The organism is Sedimentibacter saalensis, assembly GCF_007830175.1.
In the GTDB taxonomy this organism is placed as follows: Bacteria; Bacillota; Clostridia; order Tissierellales; family Sedimentibacteraceae; genus Sedimentibacter; species Sedimentibacter saalensis.
Genome location: NZ_VLKH01000004.1, coordinates 1 through 19,148 on the forward strand (window position 1 = coordinate 1; position 19,148 = coordinate 19,148).

Consider the following 19,148-nt stretch of genomic DNA (forward strand, 5'->3'; position numbering starts at 1 on the left):
TGCTCTGACTGAATTTTTTGAATTTCTGCAATTGTAAATCCTGCTTCTTTCATCATTCTTTCATAGTCAAATGCAATTGAACCGCTTTCAAACTGAGAAAAATCAAGTCCTGCTGAATTTTTCATTATTTCCGGTCTTCTGGCCATGACTGCAGCGTAGCTCATATCTTTATTCATTTTCTGCACCTCCAAATAAGATGTCTCTTACTTGTTCACTCACTACCAAAAGTTCAGGAACAAACTTACCAAAATCATGTTTGTAATATGGATTAGCTTCCAACAATGTTCCGCGCTCTTCACGCTTTGTTCTTGTTAAAACTGTTACTTCATCTCCAATATTTGCATCTGACTGCAAATATCCTTTAACCCATAATTCCAGTGGTACCTGTTTTGTGTCATCTGGAACCTGAGGGGCTCTTTGTGATGGTTCTAATACATTTCTGTGGATTAAAACCCATTCGCCTTTTTTTATCATTTAAAACACTTCCTTTATATATATTACATTGATTTGCATTGTCACGCAGGTGGTTAGGGCTATTATTTAACTATTTTGCATTCTGGATCTATAAGATTTCTCATGTCTCCCATTATTGCTCTTGGAACAGGTAAATCAATCATAGTTCTCAAACCTGGTTTTGCATTGATAATTTGAGGTATCATGTTTACGCACATAGCTATTGTTCCGATTCCTCCCGGTACTTCAGGTGAGTTAACCATATTGATGTTAGGAGTTCCTTTTATTATTACATAGTCTCCTGTTGTAACGCCTACTTGTTCAGGTTCTATTTGCTGAGGATGATCCATTTCGATTTTCAGTTCTCCGTCTATATAGCCGTAGCCTTTCATAGCAACGCCTGCAACATTTCCAGCTTTTGCAAAGCCGTATGGAGACTTTCTGTCAACATCTGTAACTATTGGGTCCATTGATGTAGTAATTTTTTCAACATTCCAGCCTATAGCATCAGAAATCATGCTGATTGATTCCTGGAATCCAACGTGTCCAGCCAAATGACCTGTTTCAACACCTTTTTTGAACTCTTCAACAGTTATGCCTATACCTTGTTCAGTCATAACTGTTGGTCCAAATGGTGAAAGGCTGTTAACTCTTCTTGATATAATGTGATCAACTGATTCACAGCATCCAGTCATAACTACTACAAGCAAGTCCATTATGAGACCTGGGTTAATACCTGTTCCAAGAATTGATACTCCGTTTGCCTTAGCAATTTCATCAAGCTGTTTAGCAAGTTCTGGCTGTTGAGCTTGTGGATAAGACATTTCTTCTGCACTTGATACAACGTTGATTTTTTTCTCCAAAACAAATTTCAATCTTTCAAAAGCAACTTTTGTATAAGAATCTGTACAGCAAAGAACAACGTCAGCTGCCTTTTCAGTGATTACATCTTCTGCAGATCCAATCAATACTTCTGGTCTGTCTCCTCTTTCAACACCGATTACTTCATACATGCTCTTTCCGATTTTTGATCCTCTTCCAACTGCACCTACTATGTCAACACCTTTTTTGTTAAGTAACATTTTAGCCATACCTGAGCCCATAGCTCCAAGTCCCCATATAATAACCTTTACGTTTTGCATTACAATTCCTCCTAATATTATTTTATTTAAGTTACCAATATAACAAGCAATAACTATGCCAACTTTTGTCCCATTATTGAAATTAAAATAATGATACCAAAATAACCCTTAAATATCAGCTTTTGATTTAATATTAATAAAAAAAATAATTTTATACATATAAATCGTTTTCATAATTATTCTTAGAAAAGATGCATTATTTGCACAAAAATAGCAAATATTTTTGCATGTGGTGCAAAATTATTTGCTATTCATTGCAGAATTATATTTTTATGTTATATTTCTTAATTTTGTGTTGAAGCGTCTGACGCTTAATTTTCAAATCTTCCGCTGCTTTTGTAATGTTATTCCCATTATTTTCAAGCGTGTCTTCTATTATATTTTTCTCCAGCCTTGCAAGATATTCATCTATACCTTCATCACCAATTCCTTCAAAATTTTGTTCAGTTCTATGCATAGAATGCTTAATTGAAAAGCAGCTGCTGTCAAGAACTGTCACATTATCATCTGCCATGCTCATGGCTGACATTATTATATTTTCAAGCTCTCGAACATTTCCAGGGTACTCATAATTCAGCAGATTTTCTTTTGCTTCATCTGATATTGCAATTATTTCCCTGTTCATTCTTTCATTGTACTTTTCTAAAAACATGTTAGCAAGCATAAGTATATCTTCTTTTCTTTTGCGAAGCGGAGGTATGCTAATTTGAATTACATTTAGTCTGTAGAACAAGTCTTTTCTTATATTTCCCTCTGACAGTATTTTTTCCGGTGGTTCGTTGCTGGTTGAAATTATTCTGACATCAATGGGAATATCCTTTGTTCCCCCCACACGTCTTATATAATTTTCTTGAAGAACTCTCAATAACTTTGCCTGAAGTTCATAAGGCATTGAGTTTATTTCATCCAGCAGAAGAGTTCCTCCATTGGCCTGTTCAAAAAGTCCTGCCCTGTCAACAGCACCTGTAAAGCCTCCCTTTGACGTACCGAACAAAAGTCCCTCCAGCAGTGATTCAGGAAGAGCCGCACAGTTTTGTGCTATAAAAGGCTTTTCTCTTCTGTCGCTTTCATAGTGTATACTTTGAGCAATAAGTTCTTTTCCTGTGCCTGTTTCACCGTAAATGAACACAGCTGCAGGGTTTTTGCTTGCTTTCTTAGCCTTTTCAATAACTTCAATAAAATTAGGGCTATTGCCGATTATGTTGTTGAAGTTGTATTTTCTTATTTTTTTTGATTTAGCTTTTTCAGGCTTTCCTATTTCATCGTGCAGTTTCAGAATGGTGTGAGACATCTCTGTCATTTTTGTAATATTTTTTGCAACTTCTACAACTGCAATGACTTCGTCTTTCACTATTACTGGAAGAGTGGAATTTATTGTTGTAATTTCTTTGCCGTCTTTATTTAAATAGGTTTGTTTTTGATTCATTGTGCTTTCTCTGCTCATCAAAGCTTTGAGCAAAGTGCTGTTTTCTCCGGTCAAATTTTTGAAAACTTCGCCAAATGGCTTTCTGATTACTTCCTTGGTCTCCATTTTTTCAAGTTTTGACATAGCATCGTTATATATTATGGTGTTTCCATCTTTATCCAGTACATGAACGCCTTCATCTACAAGGCGCAAAATATTTTGCAGTATAGACAAGTATTCTTTTGATTTCATCTTATCCTCCCGAAATAGGAATTGAATCATTGTAATTATAACATAATAATACGTTTTTTACAATGTTCGAAGTTTACTTTTTAACAATTATAGTGTAAAATCATATTAATAAAAGGAACTACTAATTGCTTTTATTAGATTAATAGCAACTTTATTAAGTATTTTAAATATAATGCAGGGAGATAAAATGAAAAAAATAGAAAGCTTTCAGGTTAACCATATTGATTTAAAAAGAGGCATATATGTTTCAAGAAAAGACGTGGTGGGAGAAAACATAGTTACAACTTTTGATATAAGAATGAAACAACCAAACAGAGAGCCTGTAATAAATACAGCCGAAAGTCACGCCATTGAACACATAGGAGCAACATTTTTAAGAAATCACTCCATATATGACAGTTTAACCGTTTATTTCGGGCCCATGGGATGCAGGACTGGTTTTTATGTAATTTTCAAGGGAGACTTGACTTCACAGGACGTTGTGGGCATAGTAAAAGAAATGTTTCAATTCATAATGAATTTTGAAGGAGATATTCCGGGCGCTGACCCCATGTCATGCGGCAATTACCTTGACATGAACCTTCCAATGGCAAAGTTTGAAGCAGCGAAATTTTACAATGAAGTCCTTTTAAACCTCACTGAAGAAAATTTGAACTACCCGTCAAATAATTAAAAACAAAGGATTTGTGTATGGCACAAATCCTTTGTTTTTAGTTTGTTTTTAGCTTGTTTGCGTTTTTTCTTCTTTCCATTTCAGTAAGATATCTTTTTCTTACTCTAATGCTGTCTGGTGTAACTTCAACGAGTTCATCATCGTTGATGAATTCCAGTGCTGTTTCAAGAGTCATAACTCTTGGCGGTGCCAATTTTATTGCATCGTCAGCTGAAGATGATCTTGTATTTGACTGTTTCTTCGCCTTGCAAGGATTTACGACAATGTCTTCTCCCCTTGCATTCATGCCGATTATCATTCCTTCATAAACCTTGTCTCCTGGATTTATGAACAATGTTCCTCTGCTTTCAATATTGTTTAATGAATAAGCAATTGCATCACCTTGATCGTTTGATATGAGCACGCCGTTAAGTCTCTGAGGAATTTCACCTCTGTATTTTTCATAGTGGTCAAAGCTTCTAACCATTGTTCCTTCTCCTCTTGTATCGTTAATAAGCTCTGTACGATATCCGAGAAGTCCTCTGGTTGGAACCATGTATTCTATTTTAACGTAATTTCCGTCAGGAGTCATGGAATTCATCATTCCTTTTCTCAGGTTAAGCTTTGAAATAACAGATCCTGAATACATTTCCGGAACATTTATAATTACTTTTTCAATTGGTTCTTTTACAACGCCGTCTTCTCTGTGAAGAATAACTTCAGGTCTTGACACGGCAACTTCATAGCCTTCTCTTCTCATGTTTTCAAGAAGTATTGACAAGTGAAGCTCGCCTCTTCCTGATACCTTGTAGCCGTCTAAGGCTCCTTCAAGCTGTTCAACTCTAAGACCTACGTTTACTTCAAGTTCTTTTTCAAGTCTTGCCTTAAGATGTCTTGTTGTAACAAACTTTCCTGACATGCCTACGAAAGGTGATGTATTAATAAGGAAGTTCATGGACAATGTAGGTTCTTCTATTTTGATTGTATCCATAGGAACAACCTTGCCTTCAGTACAAATTGTATCTCCTATGGAAATATTTGAAATTCCTGATACAACTATTATATCACCGCTGTATGCTTCGGAAACCTGAGTTCTTTTCAATCCTTCATACACAAATATGCTTGTGATTTTTTGTCTTTCAACAGAACCATCATGCTTTGCAACAGAAACTGTCTGACCTTCTCTGATTGTTCCTGCTGTTACTCTTCCAATACCAAGTCTTCCTATATAATCATCATAAGCAAGTGATGATATCTGACACTGAAGGTCTTCTGAATCTCTGTCAGGATATGCAGAAACATGCTTTATTATGGTGTCAAACAAAGGCACAATATTTTCACTTGGCTCGTCCAGTTCGTACTGAACAATACCTTCTTTTGCTATACCATACAATATTGGGAAGTCAAGCTGCTCATCATTGGCATTTAGTTCAACGAACAGGTCAAATACCATGTTAACAACTTCTTCGGCTCTATGGTTTTTCTTATCGATCTTATTGATCAATAAAATCGGTCTTAATCCTACTTCAAGTGATTTCTGCAGAACGAAACGTGTCTGAGGCATAGGGCCTTCCACAGAATCCACCAGCAATATAACTGTGTCAACAGTCTTCATTATACGTTCAACTTCCGAAGAGAAGTCAGCATGTCCCGGTGTATCTACAATATTAATTTTTATATCATTATGCATTACTGAGCAGTTTTTTGAATAAATTGTTATTCCTCTTTCACGCTCAATATCATTTGAATCCATTACCTGGTCTACTACTTCCTGGTTTTCTCTAAAAACTCCGCTTTGCTGTAGAAATGCATCTACCAATGTTGATTTTCCTGCATCTACGTGCGCTATAACTGCTATATTTATAATCTTTTTCTTCATAATTACCTTCCTCTTTTTTTCCACAGCTTAGTGTATTCTTTTTATTGACAATTTGCAAGTTTTTTTTATCAATATCTGTAATATTTTTTTAAACTTCCGAAATTTAAAACGGAACGCATATAGCGTCCCCTTTTAACTAAATAAATTCAATTATGTCCATCTAAAACTTTGTAATACTATTTTTTGATTATTTTTGCATTTAATTCTTGGAACAATTGGTTTATCATCCATTAAATGCAAATTATATCAAAGAGAATTTAGTATGTTTGCTTTTTTGTTTTTATAAACAATTTTTCCATCTATAATGGTCATCATAGTTTCGTAATCTATGTCCAAAAGAGGATTTCCCTTGAAAATTGCAATATCTGCATCCTTGCCTTCTTCAATGCTTCCAACTCTTGAATTAATTCCGTTTATTTCTGCAGGATAAATTGTGATTGATTTCCATGCTTCATCTTCCGCTAGCCCTGCTTTTACAGCCATGCCTGCGCACATGTTGATGTGCTGAATTGGAATGACGTTTGAATCTGTTATGATTGCTACCTTAAGACCGGCATCCATGAGAACCTTAGGAGTTTCGAAGCTTTTGTTTTTAAGTTCTACTTTTGTTCTTGAACCAAACGTTGGACCTATGAGACACGGTTTACCAGCAGCTGCAAGTTCTTCAGGGATCAGGTGTCCTTCGGTGCAGTGGTCAAGTGTTATGTCAAGGTCAAATTCCTTTGCAATTCTAAGAGCAGTAAATATGTCGTCAGCCCTGTGGACATGCGCCTTTAAAGGAATCTGTTTTTTCATGACAGGTAAGAGAGCATCTAGCTTCAAGTCAAAATCCGGTTTTCTGTCCGGATCTTCCGCGGAAGCTTCCAAATCTTCCATGTACTGCTTTGCTTCATACAGAGTTTCTCTAAGCATTGCAGCAATTGCCATCCTTGTTACAGGAGATTTGTGCTGCTCGTTATAAACTCTTTTTGGATTTTCTCCAAAAGCAATTTTCATGGCAACAGGGTCCTTTATTACCATGTCGTCTACTCTTTTTCCATATGTCTTCATGGCAAGGAATGTGCCTCCTATAACATTGGCACTTCCTGGCCCTGTTACAGCAGTTGTCACTCCGCCTTCAATTGCGTCCTGAAATCCCATATCCATCGGATTAATTGCATCTATTGCTCTAAGCTGAGGCGTAATGGGTTCAACATCCTCATTGCCGTCTTCACCTTCAAAACCTATTCCTTCTTCCCACATTCCTATGTGGCAGTGTCCGTCCACAAGACCTGGTGTTACAAGAAGTCCTGCAGCATCTATTATTTGTGCATCATCAGGTATTTCTAAATTTGTGCCAACGGCCTTTATTTTGCCGTCTTCAATTATTATTTGTCCATTTTGTAAATCTTCCCCACTCATGGTTTTCACGAAACCATTAATAACTGCTAACATGTTTCCTCCATATTTTGGTTAAAATCTTGGTATGAAGCCTACTTTTTTATATGCTTTCCTTAATGTCTTGCGAGCAACAGCCTCTGCTTTTTCCGCTCCATGTATATATATTTTCTCCAGATAGTCTTTATTCTTCAAAAGATAATCTATTTTTTCCTGAATTGGTTTTAGTTCATCAACTACTATTTCTGCAACGTCGTCCTTGAACTGAGCATATCCCTTGCCTTCGTATTCTGCCACAATTTCCGCAGGAGTTTTGTCAGTTATTTTTGAATGGATGTTAATAAGATTTTTAACTCCCGGCTGAGCATCTGAAAATCTTATAACTCCCTCTGAATCTGTTACAGCCCGTTTGAATTTTCTTCTTATGGCATCAGCCCCGTCCATGAGCAATATATATGAATTATCGTTTGAATCTGATTTTGACATTTTACTTTCAGGTTCCTGAAGGCTCATTATCTTTGCTCCGTCTTTTGAAATAAAAGGATCAGGAACTTTGAATGTTTCGCTGAAACGGTTATTGAAACGCTGTGCAATGTCTCTAGTTATTTCAAGGTGCTGCCTTTGATCTTCTCCCACTGGCACCAGGTCTGCCTGATATAAAAGTATGTCAGCTGCCATGAGCACAGGGTAAGTGAAAAGTCCTGCAGTTATGGCATTGCTGTCCTGCTTCTTGGATTTGTCTTTAAACTGCGTCATCCTTCCAAGTTCTCCGTAATAAGAAAAACAATTTAACAGCCATCCCAGCTCTGCATGGGCTGAAACATGAGATTGTATGAACAATGTAACCTGTTCAGGATCCAAGCCTGCAGCTATGTAGTTTGCCAGTACTTCAAGAGTGTTTTTTCTCAAATCCTTTGGTTCTTTGGGAACTGTAATTGCATGCATATCAACAACGCAGTAGTAGCAATCATATTCGCTTTGTAGTCGTACCCAGTTTTTAAGTGCTCCCAGATAATTTCCCAGTGTCAGTGACCCGGAAGGCTGCATACCGCTGAATATAACTTTTTTGTTTTCCATATTTATCCTCCATATAATAAAAAGTTGCTCCGCAACTCCGCTAGGTGGACCTATGTCCCCTGACCGCGTAAAAAATACTAACGTATTTTTTATATAAAAAAGAGCTTTCTTCCTCAAAGGACGCGAAAACTCTAAAAGTCTCGTTTTTGTGATTATACTACAACAGCATTTATTTGTCAAAATTTTTTGGCTTTTTATAAAAAGAAGCAGCCCCTATCCATGATGCCTATATTCTTATTATATATGTTATGATTAAAAATAGTATCTGTGCTGTTTCAACAATCAGCCCTTCCGCCGAATTTGGAAGAACACTTACTTTGTTGTCCAAATAGGAAACTACAAATCCTGAAATCATGTATGTAAGCGACAATGAGATAACAAGCTTGTAGTTAAACACGGCTGCAATTAAAAATGAAATGGCAAAAGCAGCAATTGTATGATACTTTCCGCAACACTTCATTATTTCTGTATTTTTTTTGTTTCTTTTGATTACAGGGCTTAAAATTATAAGGCTTGAGTAGCCTGCAACAGGCATTATTATAAGGGAAGTAACGGGAACTATCCTGAAAAGCGAAAAATACAACAAAAGAATTATTGTGGTTCCTATGATACCCACAATTTGTTCTGATTGATTCTTAGGTTTTATAATATAATTTAATGTCCTGTATGTGTCAGTTAAATTCACAGATCTTGTAACTATGCAGTAAAATCCCAGCACAAGAACACTTACAAACAATCCGTCATAAACAAATTCCAGTGACGCTATTAAAAAAGACGAAAAGCCTATGGCCAGTCCAATTAAAGGCAGTGCCATTATTCCGTTTTTATAATCTTCATTGCTTGACTCTTCGTATATGGTAATGTTGATGCAGGTATATTTCTTAAGCATTAATATAATGCCGATTACAATGCTTCTCACGTCAAACATAGTGCTATCCCTCATTTAATTTTAACCATTATACCATATATGAAGTAATTATTAAATATTTAATTTTAGTCTACAATAAGTTATAAAGCCTCATTAACATTATGTATGTTTCCTGATAAGTGCAATAACCATTAGGATTAAAATTGTAACCGTATCCTTTTAAAATCCCCTTTGTGGCAGCGAAATATATGAAAGGTTTTTCTGAGTCTTGAACATCATCTATATCAGTGTAATTTATTACTTCATAGTCTGAGATATCCATACCCTGGCTATTTGCAATATATGCAAACATCTTTGCCGCTTCAAGCCTCGTAATGTAGCTATCAGGCTCAAGTCCAGCTCCTTCGTGGCCTAAAAATCCCATTTGGTAAGCTTTGTATATAACTTCCTTGTTGCTGCAGAGCATTGACCTGTCAAGAACAGCCATTCCGTCATTCATAAATATTTCACCTTTAACCGGGTCAAGTGAAACATATTCTTCCTGCATGTACAAATTGAAGTTATTGCTTAGCTCTTCTTTTCCCAACTTGCTTTCAACAACATTCATTACTAAAGTGTAGAAATTTTCCTTTGTAATGTAAGCATCATACATCCCTTCAAATTCTTCGGGAATAATAGAGGCGTTTTTAAGCTGCGTAATTGTATCTATTGCCCACATATCAGGTTCCTGTGGAAAAGCATCCATCCATAGCTTTGTATTCTCCGATACTGAATCAAAACACTGATCAAATACTTCGGCCAGATATTCAATTTTTTTATGGACTATTTCTTTTTCTTCGCAATCCAAAGTCCTTAAAAGTTCAGGATGAACTTCTGTGTACCAGATTAAATCTGCTACTTCATCTTCAAAGCTCATGGCAGAATGTTTGTTTAAGAAAACATCGCTTTTTTCTTCCCAATTTCCATACTGAAAACCACCGTTAAATTTTAAAAAGTCATTTTCCATCCTATCATGTCCATATGTTTCATACATATAATCGCTTATTAAATGACTGAGTTCATGGACAGTGCTTTCTTCAGAAGCAACACATTCGTCATTGTACATGCTGTTTTGAAGAGCGTTTATGTAGACGGTTGCTGACTTGTCCCCAAGCACATATTCGGAAAATAAATCTGCAATCTTTTCAGTCTTATTTATAACAACATTTGTTTCTATGCCCATTTTAGAATAATAATCTGTAATTTCTTTTATTACACCTTCCGGAAATCTTCTTAAACTTCTTTCAAGAACAAGCATGCAGTCCATGTAATCTATATTTTCATCATCTTTGGAGTAAATGATTTTTAATCCATATTCCTCCTCAATGTTTGTTTTAATTTCAGATTCATCTAGAGGTTCAATTTTTTCTGTAAAGCCGTAGGCTGGAGAATTAAGCATATAAAAACATAAAACAATGCATAAAATCCTTTTAAATGTATTCATATCATACCTCCGTTAATTTTATATAGCAGTATTAAAATTATAGCACAACGTGAAATCATTTTCAATATAAATTTGTAAACGTTTACTGTAATATTTAATGATGTAAATCTTGAATATAGTCATATAATATTATATTATGAAAATAGAAATTAATAACCAAGGTGGAAAAATGAAAATTACTGTAATATCCGTAGGAAAAATTAAAGAGAAATTCTATAGTGAAGCAATAAACGAATATGCAAAAAGATTGTCCAAGTTCTGTAAATTCACTGAAGAAACAATACAGGATGAAAGGGCGGATGAAAATTTCTCTGATTCAGAAATTGAACAGGTTAAGATTAAGGAAGGCTTGAAAATACTTGCAAAGATACCCAAGAATTCATATGTCATTGCTCTTGATGTTAAAGGCACAATTATAAGCTCTGAGGATTTGGCTCAAAAAATAAATCAGCTTGGAATAGACGGCACATCTGACATAACATTTATAATTGGAGGAAGCAACGGACTTTCAAACGAAGTTTTAACAGCAGCCAATTTTAAGCTTTCATTTTCAAAAATGACATTTCCCCACCAGCTGTTTAAAGTAATACTGTTAGAGCAAATATACAGAGCATTCAAAATAAATTCAGGTGAAGCTTATCATAAGTAAATTCATTAAAGCGTCAAACGAACATTTGTCAGTTTGACGCTTTATTTTTATATATTTACTTCTGTTCCGTAATAAATACTTGTAAGCAGCTTTTCCATTTCATCTGGACTTATGTCTCTTGGATTAGAACCGGTACAAGCATCTGAAATGGCCAACTCTGAAATTTTGGCAACTTTGTTTTTAAATTCTTCTTCGTTTATTCCATAATCCTTAAGACTCTTTGGAATGTCAAGTTTTAAATTGTATTCATCGATTTTATCGCACAAAGTGCTTACGCATTCAGAATCTGTTCCTGAAATACCTATGCTTCTTGCTATATCAGCGTATCGCTTCTGTGCATTTTTTGCATTGAACTTTATTATATACGGCAGATAAATGGCGTTTGCACATCCGTGAGGTATATGGCCTGTAGAAAATGCTGCACCTGTTTTATGAGCAATTGAATGTGTGATTCCAAGCAGGGCATTTGTAAATGCCTGACCGGCCATACACTGGGCATAGTGCATTTGCTCTCGTGATGCCATATTTCCATTATAGGAGTCAATCAAATGCTCAAATATCATGTGTATTGCTTTAAGTGCCAGAGGATCTGTGAAAGGACTGTTCAATGTAGAAACATATGCTTCTATTGCATGAGTCAATGCATCCATTCCTGTATATGCAGTTAATTTTGGAGGCATTGTTTCGGCCAGAGAAGGATCCAGAATTGCAATGTCTGGGGTTATGTTAAAATCAGCAAGAGGATACTTTATTCCTGTAGAATAATCAGTAATTACAGAAAATGCAGTCACTTCTGTGGCAGTACCGGAAGTTGATGGAATTGCCAAAAACCTTGCTTTTTTTCTTAAGGCAGGAAATGAAAAAGGCTTTATGATTTCTTCAAATGTAGTTTCAGGATATTCATAAAACACCCACATAGCTTTTGCAGCATCAATGGATGAACCTCCTCCCATTGATATTATCCAGTCCGGCTGAAACTCTCTCATTGCAGCTGCACCTTTCATTACAGTTTCAACAGAAGGATCTGCTTCAACGTTTTCAAACAGCGAAGTTTCAATACCCGCTTCCTTTAAATATCCCAGAACTTTATCCACAAAACCAAATTTTTTCATGGAACCGCCGCCTATTACAAGCATTGCCTTTTTACCTTCCAAATTTTTAAGCTGCTCCAATGCACCTTTTCCATAATACATATCTCTAGGTAATGTAAATCTTAACATTTGTTTCTCCTTTATATATTGATTTTATAGTTATTATTTCTTAATTATTCAATAAATATAAATAATAAATAAATTTCAGCTTGAGATTATAACGCATAAGAAATTAATCCACATAAACTTTATGAAGTAATCAAATGTTTGTGGGTGCATATATTAAACATATAATATTTATTGCTATAAATATTTTTTTATTTGTTTGGAGGACTATAATGAGTGTTCAACCGTCCGGATCATCATATATTTATATACCTGAAACAATAACTGTCCATTTAGGACCGCCGGATTCCCCGGCAGAGAATATTACAGTTCCATTTATTGATTATGTAAAGAATGTTGCCAGCAGTGAATTGTTTCCTACATGGCCGGATGATGCTTTAAGAGCCAACATTAACGCCATAGTGTCCATTGCCCTTAACAGAATATACACTGAATGGTACCCTAGCAGGGGCTATAACTTTGACATTACAAATTCTACCCAGTTTGACCAGTCATTTGTACCTAATAGAGGTATATTTGATAACATATCAAAAATTGTTGATGAAACATTTGATGATTATATAGTAAGAGGAACAAGGTTTGAGCCTTTATTTGCTGTTTTCTGCGACGGCCGTGTGTCACAGTGCAACGGCATGTATCAGTGGGGATCTGTCGATTTAGCTAATCAAGGCTATAGACCTATTGAAATTTTAAGGTATTATTATGGAGAAGACATAGACCTTGTATATAATGCCCCTTTAGGTGAAATAGGAATATCTTATCCGGGGAGTCCCTTAAAACTTGGTGATTCAGGTGTGCCGGTTTATACAGCACAGCTTCAATTGAACAATATTTCAATTAACTTTCCTGCTATTCCAAAAATATTTCCCGTTGACGGTGTATTTACACCCCAGACTGAAGCAGCTGTAAAATCATTTCAAACAATTTTCAACTTGCCTGCTACAGGGATAATTGACAAGGGTACTTGGTATAGAATTAAGTCTATCCATGCAGCTGTGAGAAAGCTGGCAGAAACAACTTCCAGGGGACTTCTTCTAAGTGAACTTCCAAGAATAAGCAACGGCATAGTAGTGCCAAGAGTACAGCTTGTTCAGTATTATTTAAATATATTGTCATCATATTACAATACCATTCCTGAAGTTGAGATAACCGGTGTGCTTGATTCTGCCACGAGCCAATCACTGATAGAATTTCAAAAAACAATGAACCTCCCTGTTACAGGAATAATTGATGATGCAACCTGGTTTAAAATAAACGAAGTGCTTTTAGGTATATTAATAACACTTCCCCCTGGCCAATTGGCTTTTCCAAGAATTGCATTTCCGGGAATAGTTTACAGAAGAGGCTCTGAGGGTCCCGGAGTAGTAGTCCTTCAAGAATATCTTGCATACATTTCATCTGTGCTGCCTGATGTAACATATGTGCCTTATGAACTTATTGATGGCGTGTTTGGACCCATAACAGAATCTGCTGTCATTACATTTCAGCAGAAGTTTGGACTTGAGCCCAACGGCATAGTTGATGAGTATACATGGAACGTAATGGTTGATGTATACCGCAATTTAAAGTTTAATGAAGAGAGGTTGTATTAAAAAAACCTGCCGAGGCAGGTTTTTACAATTCTAATAAATTCTTTTCAAATCTTTTTCTCGCATTTTTAACGTGCAGTTTTGCAAGTCTTTCACTTTCATCCGGGTCATTGTTCGCAATTGCATTATATATGTCTTTTGTTTCCTTGTAAGCATCAATGCTCTGGACTGGTCTGTACAAAGATATTTTTCTCAGTCTTCCAAGATTTTTTGTTACAGACAGAAGATAACTTTTCAAGAGTTCATTGTTTGTCATTTCTAGAGTTGCTTCAGTCCAGTCTCTGTGAAGTTTTTCCATGGTGCTGTAATCATTGCTTTCAATGGCCTTGTCCATGTTTGTAATAATTGTTTCAAGGATTTTGATGTTGTGGCTGTTAATTTCCATGCAAATTCGTCTTATTGCAAGGCCTTCAAGCACTTCTCTTATCTCATAAAGTTCCTGAGCATCCTTCATGGATATCTGGCTTACAACAGAGCCTCTTCTTGGGTAATATGTTATGAGGCCGTCTTGGTCAAGCTGCTTCAATGCTTCTCTTACAGGAGTCCTGCTCACATTGAATTCATTGGCCAGATTTTCTTCTACGAGCTTTTCGCCGGGCTTCAGCTTGTTTTCCAAAATATCCGACTTTATTCTCTGATATACTCTTTCACTCATTGAAATTTTTGATTTAAAGTTTTCCTTCTTTTCCTTGCTTGTTGGACTGAAGTATGAATTTCCGATTTCTTCTACCTTCTCGATTAACTCTTCATAGGTATGAGTTTTCATTTTCATGCATACTAAAGCTTCTTCATCGCATAGCAGACACTTTCTTGGTTTTAATTGGATAGAAGCCCTGTTTAATTGGTTGTGCAGCTGGTCAAAAACATCAATGTCGAATATTCTTCCCAGATCATGTGTATCTTCTATTTCAGCAGCAATTTTCTTTGCCTGGTAAGGGTCCAAATCCACTGATATAAATCCTTCTCTTCCGGTATTTTTCTCGATTGTTTCCATATGAACTATATTTACATCCATATCCTGTAAAACCTTCATCAAATGCTGTATTCCAGCCTTGTGAATGTTTGTGTATAGGCCAGAGCTTTTTATTGGTCCTGGCGTATTTAAAGTAAATGATATTAATGTGTATGGGTATCTTGTTAAAAGTTCTATTTGTTTTTTTGCCCTTAATTCTCTAGATTCAAGAATCTCCATTAATGTTTTCATGTTAGAATTAATATCTTTCATAAGTTTCTCCAGTCGTTATTTACCGGCTAATAATTTATCTTACTTGACTTTTCGGATTACATCAATAACCGATCCATCTCTGTATTGTACTATACCTACTATCTTCTCGTCAAACTCTATTTTGTCTGGTTTTCCAGTAAGTTTTTCTGCAATGTCCTTCAGTTCATTAATAGTATATGTTTTAAGACCGGCTGTTTTGAAATTATCGATCAAATCTTGTCTCAGAGGGTTTACAGCAATGCCGTAATCAGTTACAACAACATCTATTGTTTCACCTGGAGTACATACTGTAGTAACCTTGTCAACTATTATTGGATTTCTGCTTCTTACAAGCGGAGCCAATATAACTGCCAGCTTTGCACCTGCAGCTGTATCCTGATGTCCGCCTACAGCCTGACTTATATATCCGTCAGATTTAGAAATTACATTAACATTAAAATCAGTGTCTATTTCCAGAGCACCAAGCATCAATATGTCAAGATTGTTTACAAGACAGCCTGAGTTGTGCCCGTTGGCATAGAATCCTGCATCAACTTCAAAGTGTTTTGGATTTTTTCCAAGAGACTCAGCAGCCACAAGGTCAAAACACTGTGTATCAAACAAGCCTTCCATGAGACCTTCGTCCAGAAGCTGCACAAGCTGTGATGTTATTCCGCCAAGTCCAAAACTTCCTTTTATATTTTGTTCAATCATTTTTTCTCTCAAAAATCCTGTAACTGCAAGAGATGAACCTGCTGCGCCTGTCTGATAGGAGAATCCTTCCTTGAAATAACCTGATGCTACGATTGCCTTTACAGCATTTTCTGCAATGAGAAGGTCCTTAGGGTTGTTAGTGTTTCTTACTGCACCCGATACTATTCCCTTTGGATCACCTACTTCGTCTACTTTCACAACATAATCAACCTGAGTTTGATTGATGCTTGCAGGAAGACATGGATAGCTTACAAGATTGTCTGTAATTAATACTACCTGGTCTGCATATTTTGCATCAACCATGGCATATCCCAAAGAACCGCATGCAGATCTTCCTGAGAATCCATTGGCATTGCCATAGTCATCACAGGCAGGAACTCCTAAAAATGCTACATCAATTTTAACTTCTCCTGATTCTATTGCTCTTGCTCTTCCACCGTGAGATCTTAATACAACAGGATTTGGCAATATTCCTTCTGAAATAGCAGTTCCCAGAGGTTCTCTTATACCGCTGCTTTCAATTCTGGTAATTACTCCGTTTTTTATGTGATCAATCAAAGGACCATGGCATGTACCCAATGAACTTGGTGCTATACGTAAGTCTTTGATTCCTAATTTTGCAATTGCATCCATTACCATGTTAACGATGTAGTCGCCGTTTCTGAAATGATGGTGGAAAGATATGGTCATTCCATCTTTAAGTCCGGTTTTGATTACTGCTTCTTCAATGGAATCTATAAGCTTGTTTTTATGAGGCAGGGGTCTCTTCAATTTTGCTCCGGCCTTATTTCCTTCAGGAATAACACTGAATGGACTTTCGTAGGGTTTAATCTGGCCTATTCCTTCAATGTATGATGGGATTTCTCTTCCTACTCCGTTTTTAGTCATTTTGCTCTTCCTCCTTGTAAACTCCTGATGCCTTAGCCAGTTCCAGCACTCTGTATGCTCTGTCAACAACAGGACCATCAATCATTTTTCCGTCTAATGCTATAACACCGCTGCCTTTGCTTTCAGCTTCTTTTATTGCTCCTACTATCCTAACGGCATTTCTGATTTCTTTTTCAGTAGGTGTGTAAATTTTATGAACCATGCCTATCTGTCTTGGATGTATAACTGATTTTCCATCAAAACCAAGCTGTTTTATAAGCTTAACTTCATCCATGAAACCTTCGTCATCTTTGATGTTTGTATATACAGTGTCAAGTGCATATATTCCTGCTGCTCTGGCAGCCATCAACAGATTACTTCTTGCTGCCAACAGTTCTATGCCTTCAGGAGATCTTGTAGTCTTCATGTTTGTTACAAAATCTTCTGCTCCTATGGCAATGGCAACCAGTCTCTTGCTTGCTGTTGCAATTTCGTAAGCATTCATTACACCAAGAGGGCTTTCAACTGCTGCCATAATCTTTGTTGAACCAACTTCAAGTCCTACTTGTTTTTCAATTTCACTTATCATGTTGTCTACATCTATAATATCTTGCTTTGTTTCAGTCTTTGGCAGTCTTATTATGTCCGGCTGTGCCCTTACCATTGCCTCAAGGTCATCTCTTCCAAACTGAGTATCAAGACCGTTTATTCTTACTACAGTTTCCACGTTACCATAATCCATTGTTTTTAATGCATTGTATACCAGGAATCTTGCTGAATCTTTTTCCTTTAAAGAAACAGAGTCTTCCAAGTCAAACATTATGGAGTCTGAACCATATAAATGGGCTTCCATAATATTTGCAGGATTGTTACCTGTAACATACATCATAGTTCTTCTTAATTTTACCATTTATATTAAGCCTCCCAAGTATATTCATTTATTTCTGCAGCTCTGTATAAAGCTGTAAGCGCTCTAGCTTTAATAACAAAATCAATGGCGCCTTTGTCTGTTGCCCTTACAACTGCGCTTTCAACTCCTTCGCTTTTAAGCGTTTCTTCGATTAAATTTTTGATCTGCCTGCCAAATTGCTTCATTACAGTGCTTTGCAGTTCAATTTCAATACCTTTCTTGTCAGATGGCTCTATGACAATATTTATATCACTGGATTCAACAGTACCTGCTACTCCAACTTTTTTAATTTCCATCTGCCTGCCTCCTTTATAGTTTATTTTTTTCATTTTTGATTTTGCCAATTATAATCTTGGCTTCTTCCGAAATTAAAAACTCAAATGTTGTTTGCGGAACCAATTGTTTTAATGAATCAAAATCATCTTTTTTTAATAGTTCGCGCACTCTTGAAGCGCTTATGGCTGCTTCGTCGTTTTTAATTCTTGGAATTTCAACAACTTCTATATCATAATCTTTAAGCAATTCTTTCATTGTAAGATTATATTCATTAGTAACAGGGTCTGATTTTTCTTCCCCCACATACCTTCTGTTAATGCCCAGAGCAGGCGCTATGAATTCTCCGAAAATTTTTACATCAAGCATGGTATGGATTTTTACAATTGCATTCTTTTCCTTTAAAAAATATGAAGGAAATGTTGAATTTGAAATTATATAATCTTTGCCTCTGTGTACAAAAACATTTTTCAAGTCCTTGACACCTTCTTTTATGAGTTTGTACCTTACTTCATTTGGAAAAACTGACCGGTCTTCCCATACAACGAAAATGTGAACAACATCGCTGTTTTTTGAAGCAGTTTCAATAAGATGCCTATGTCCCAGTGTAAAAGGATTGCAATTCATAACAATGCTTGAAACCACTTTTCCATCATGTTTTTGCAGTTTAAGATTTTCTGCGAAATCCCTGATTCCTCTCGGGTCGTTTTCAAGCAGGGTAACAAAATCATCAACTGAAGTGATTTCATAAAAGCCTAAATCCAAAAATAATTTTCTATTCTTAGGTTTTGTAAAAATAAACAAGTGTGTATTGCCCCTGTAATATTGTTCATTTAACAGCAAGGATATAATTTTATTTGAAAATCCTCCGCCTTGATATTCCGGATCAATTGCAATGCATTTTAAAACATTTCCTGAAATTGAACCTGTTCCAACAATCCTGTCTTCTTCATACATAGCCAGGGTGTATTCAACATCCCTTTCAAGGATTAAATCTTGCTTTTGTAAAAAAACATCAACTTCATTTCTTTCCCTGATACTATTTAAATTTATTGTTCTGATTTCAACATTTTGTCCAAACATTTTTTAAACTCCCGGCTGTTCATTATAATACATACTAAATCCTTCAATCATTCG

General features: G+C 36.0%; 17 protein-coding genes. 3 read left to right on the plus strand and 14 right to left on the minus strand.

Annotation, left to right across the window (positions count from 1 at the left end):
- Nucleotides 1-168 precede the first annotated feature (168 nt).
- From ortA to LY60_RS07630, 3 genes are all read right to left on the minus strand, one after another.
- Nucleotides 169-474: a 2-amino-4-oxopentanoate thiolase subunit OrtA gene (ortA, locus tag LY60_RS07620; protein ID WP_145082114.1), complete on the minus strand. Its 306-nt coding sequence runs from the start codon at nucleotides 472-474 to the stop codon at nucleotides 169-171.
- Nucleotides 475-536: 62 nt separating this feature from the next.
- Entirely contained in the window at nucleotides 537-1,595 is a 1,059-nt protein-coding gene (gene ord / locus LY60_RS07625) for a 2,4-diaminopentanoate dehydrogenase (protein ID WP_019228155.1), read from the minus strand.
- Between the two features lie 262 nt (nucleotides 1,596-1,857).
- Nucleotides 1,858-3,252 carry a sigma-54 interaction domain-containing protein gene (locus LY60_RS07630; RefSeq protein WP_145082115.1) on the minus strand — a complete coding sequence of 465 codons (1,395 nt, stop codon included), beginning with the start codon at nucleotides 3,250-3,252 and terminating at the stop codon, nucleotides 1,858-1,860.
- 187 nt (nucleotides 3,253-3,439) lie between these two features.
- Between LY60_RS07630 and LY60_RS07635 the strand changes: the two genes are divergently transcribed.
- The gene (locus LY60_RS07635; RefSeq protein WP_145082117.1) at nucleotides 3,440-3,925 is read left to right on the plus strand and encodes an S-ribosylhomocysteine lyase; all 486 of its coding nucleotides are present in this window, start codon (nucleotides 3,440-3,442) and stop codon (nucleotides 3,923-3,925) included.
- 37 nt (nucleotides 3,926-3,962) lie between these two features.
- On the opposite strand, the gene typA is transcribed toward LY60_RS07635, so the two are convergent.
- The 5 genes from typA to LY60_RS07660 form a co-directional block, all read right to left on the minus strand.
- On the minus strand, nucleotides 3,963-5,783 hold the full coding sequence (gene typA, locus LY60_RS07640) for a translational GTPase TypA (protein WP_145082120.1): 1,821 nt from the start codon (nucleotides 5,781-5,783) through the stop codon (nucleotides 3,963-3,965).
- A 246-nt stretch (nucleotides 5,784-6,029) separates the two neighbouring features.
- The gene (locus tag LY60_RS07645; protein WP_145082122.1) at nucleotides 6,030-7,217 is read right to left on the minus strand and encodes an amidohydrolase; all 1,188 of its coding nucleotides are present in this window, start codon (nucleotides 7,215-7,217) and stop codon (nucleotides 6,030-6,032) included.
- An 18-nt stretch (nucleotides 7,218-7,235) separates the two neighbouring features.
- Nucleotides 7,236-8,237 (minus strand): tryptophan--tRNA ligase, encoded by a 1,002-nt coding sequence (gene trpS / locus LY60_RS07650; RefSeq protein ID WP_145082124.1) that lies wholly within the window; start codon nucleotides 8,235-8,237, stop codon nucleotides 7,236-7,238.
- A gap of 226 nt (nucleotides 8,238-8,463) precedes the next feature.
- Entirely contained in the window at nucleotides 8,464-9,165 is a 702-nt protein-coding gene (locus LY60_RS07655; protein WP_212633464.1) for a hypothetical protein, read from the minus strand.
- 70 nt (nucleotides 9,166-9,235) lie between these two features.
- Nucleotides 9,236-10,588: an S-layer homology domain-containing protein gene (locus tag LY60_RS07660; protein WP_145082128.1), complete on the minus strand. Its 1,353-nt coding sequence runs from the start codon at nucleotides 10,586-10,588 to the stop codon at nucleotides 9,236-9,238.
- A gap of 169 nt (nucleotides 10,589-10,757) precedes the next feature.
- Here LY60_RS07660 and rlmH point away from each other — a divergent pair, with 169 nt between their 5' ends.
- Nucleotides 10,758-11,237: a 23S rRNA (pseudouridine(1915)-N(3))-methyltransferase RlmH gene (gene rlmH, locus LY60_RS07665; protein ID WP_145082130.1), complete on the plus strand. Its 480-nt coding sequence runs from the start codon at nucleotides 10,758-10,760 to the stop codon at nucleotides 11,235-11,237.
- A gap of 47 nt (nucleotides 11,238-11,284) precedes the next feature.
- On the opposite strand, the gene LY60_RS07670 is transcribed toward rlmH, so the two are convergent.
- On the minus strand, nucleotides 11,285-12,457 hold the full coding sequence (locus tag LY60_RS07670; RefSeq protein ID WP_145082132.1) for an iron-containing alcohol dehydrogenase: 1,173 nt from the start codon (nucleotides 12,455-12,457) through the stop codon (nucleotides 11,285-11,287).
- Nucleotides 12,458-12,666: 209 nt separating this feature from the next.
- Here LY60_RS07670 and LY60_RS07675 point away from each other — a divergent pair, with 209 nt between their 5' ends.
- Nucleotides 12,667-14,046, plus strand: coding sequence for a peptidoglycan-binding protein (locus LY60_RS07675; RefSeq protein WP_145082134.1), 1,380 nt, complete (start codon nucleotides 12,667-12,669; stop codon nucleotides 14,044-14,046).
- Nucleotides 14,047-14,068: 22 nt separating this feature from the next.
- On the opposite strand, the gene citX is transcribed toward LY60_RS07675, so the two are convergent.
- The 5 genes from citX to citC are packed head-to-tail and all read right to left on the minus strand — an operon-like array spanning nucleotide 14,069 to nucleotide 19,094.
- Nucleotides 14,069-15,268, minus strand: a complete 1,200-nt coding sequence (gene citX / locus LY60_RS07680) for a citrate lyase holo-[acyl-carrier protein] synthase (protein ID WP_145082135.1) — start codon at nucleotides 15,266-15,268, stop codon at nucleotides 14,069-14,071.
- A gap of 39 nt (nucleotides 15,269-15,307) precedes the next feature.
- Nucleotides 15,308-16,849 (minus strand): citrate lyase subunit alpha, encoded by a 1,542-nt coding sequence (citF, locus tag LY60_RS07685; protein WP_145082137.1) that lies wholly within the window; start codon nucleotides 16,847-16,849, stop codon nucleotides 15,308-15,310.
- Nucleotides 16,842-17,738 carry a citrate (pro-3S)-lyase subunit beta gene (citE, locus tag LY60_RS07690; RefSeq protein WP_145082139.1) on the minus strand — a complete coding sequence of 299 codons (897 nt, stop codon included), beginning with the start codon at nucleotides 17,736-17,738 and terminating at the stop codon, nucleotides 16,842-16,844. Before citE ends, citF begins: the two co-directional genes overlap by 8 nt.
- A gap of 5 nt (nucleotides 17,739-17,743) precedes the next feature.
- The gene (gene citD, locus LY60_RS07695) at nucleotides 17,744-18,034 is read right to left on the minus strand and encodes a citrate lyase acyl carrier protein (RefSeq protein WP_040582292.1); all 291 of its coding nucleotides are present in this window, start codon (nucleotides 18,032-18,034) and stop codon (nucleotides 17,744-17,746) included.
- Between the two features lie 13 nt (nucleotides 18,035-18,047).
- Nucleotides 18,048-19,094, minus strand: coding sequence for a [citrate (pro-3S)-lyase] ligase (gene citC, locus LY60_RS07700; protein ID WP_145082141.1), 1,047 nt, complete (start codon nucleotides 19,092-19,094; stop codon nucleotides 18,048-18,050).
- Nucleotides 19,095-19,148 lie beyond the last annotated feature (54 nt).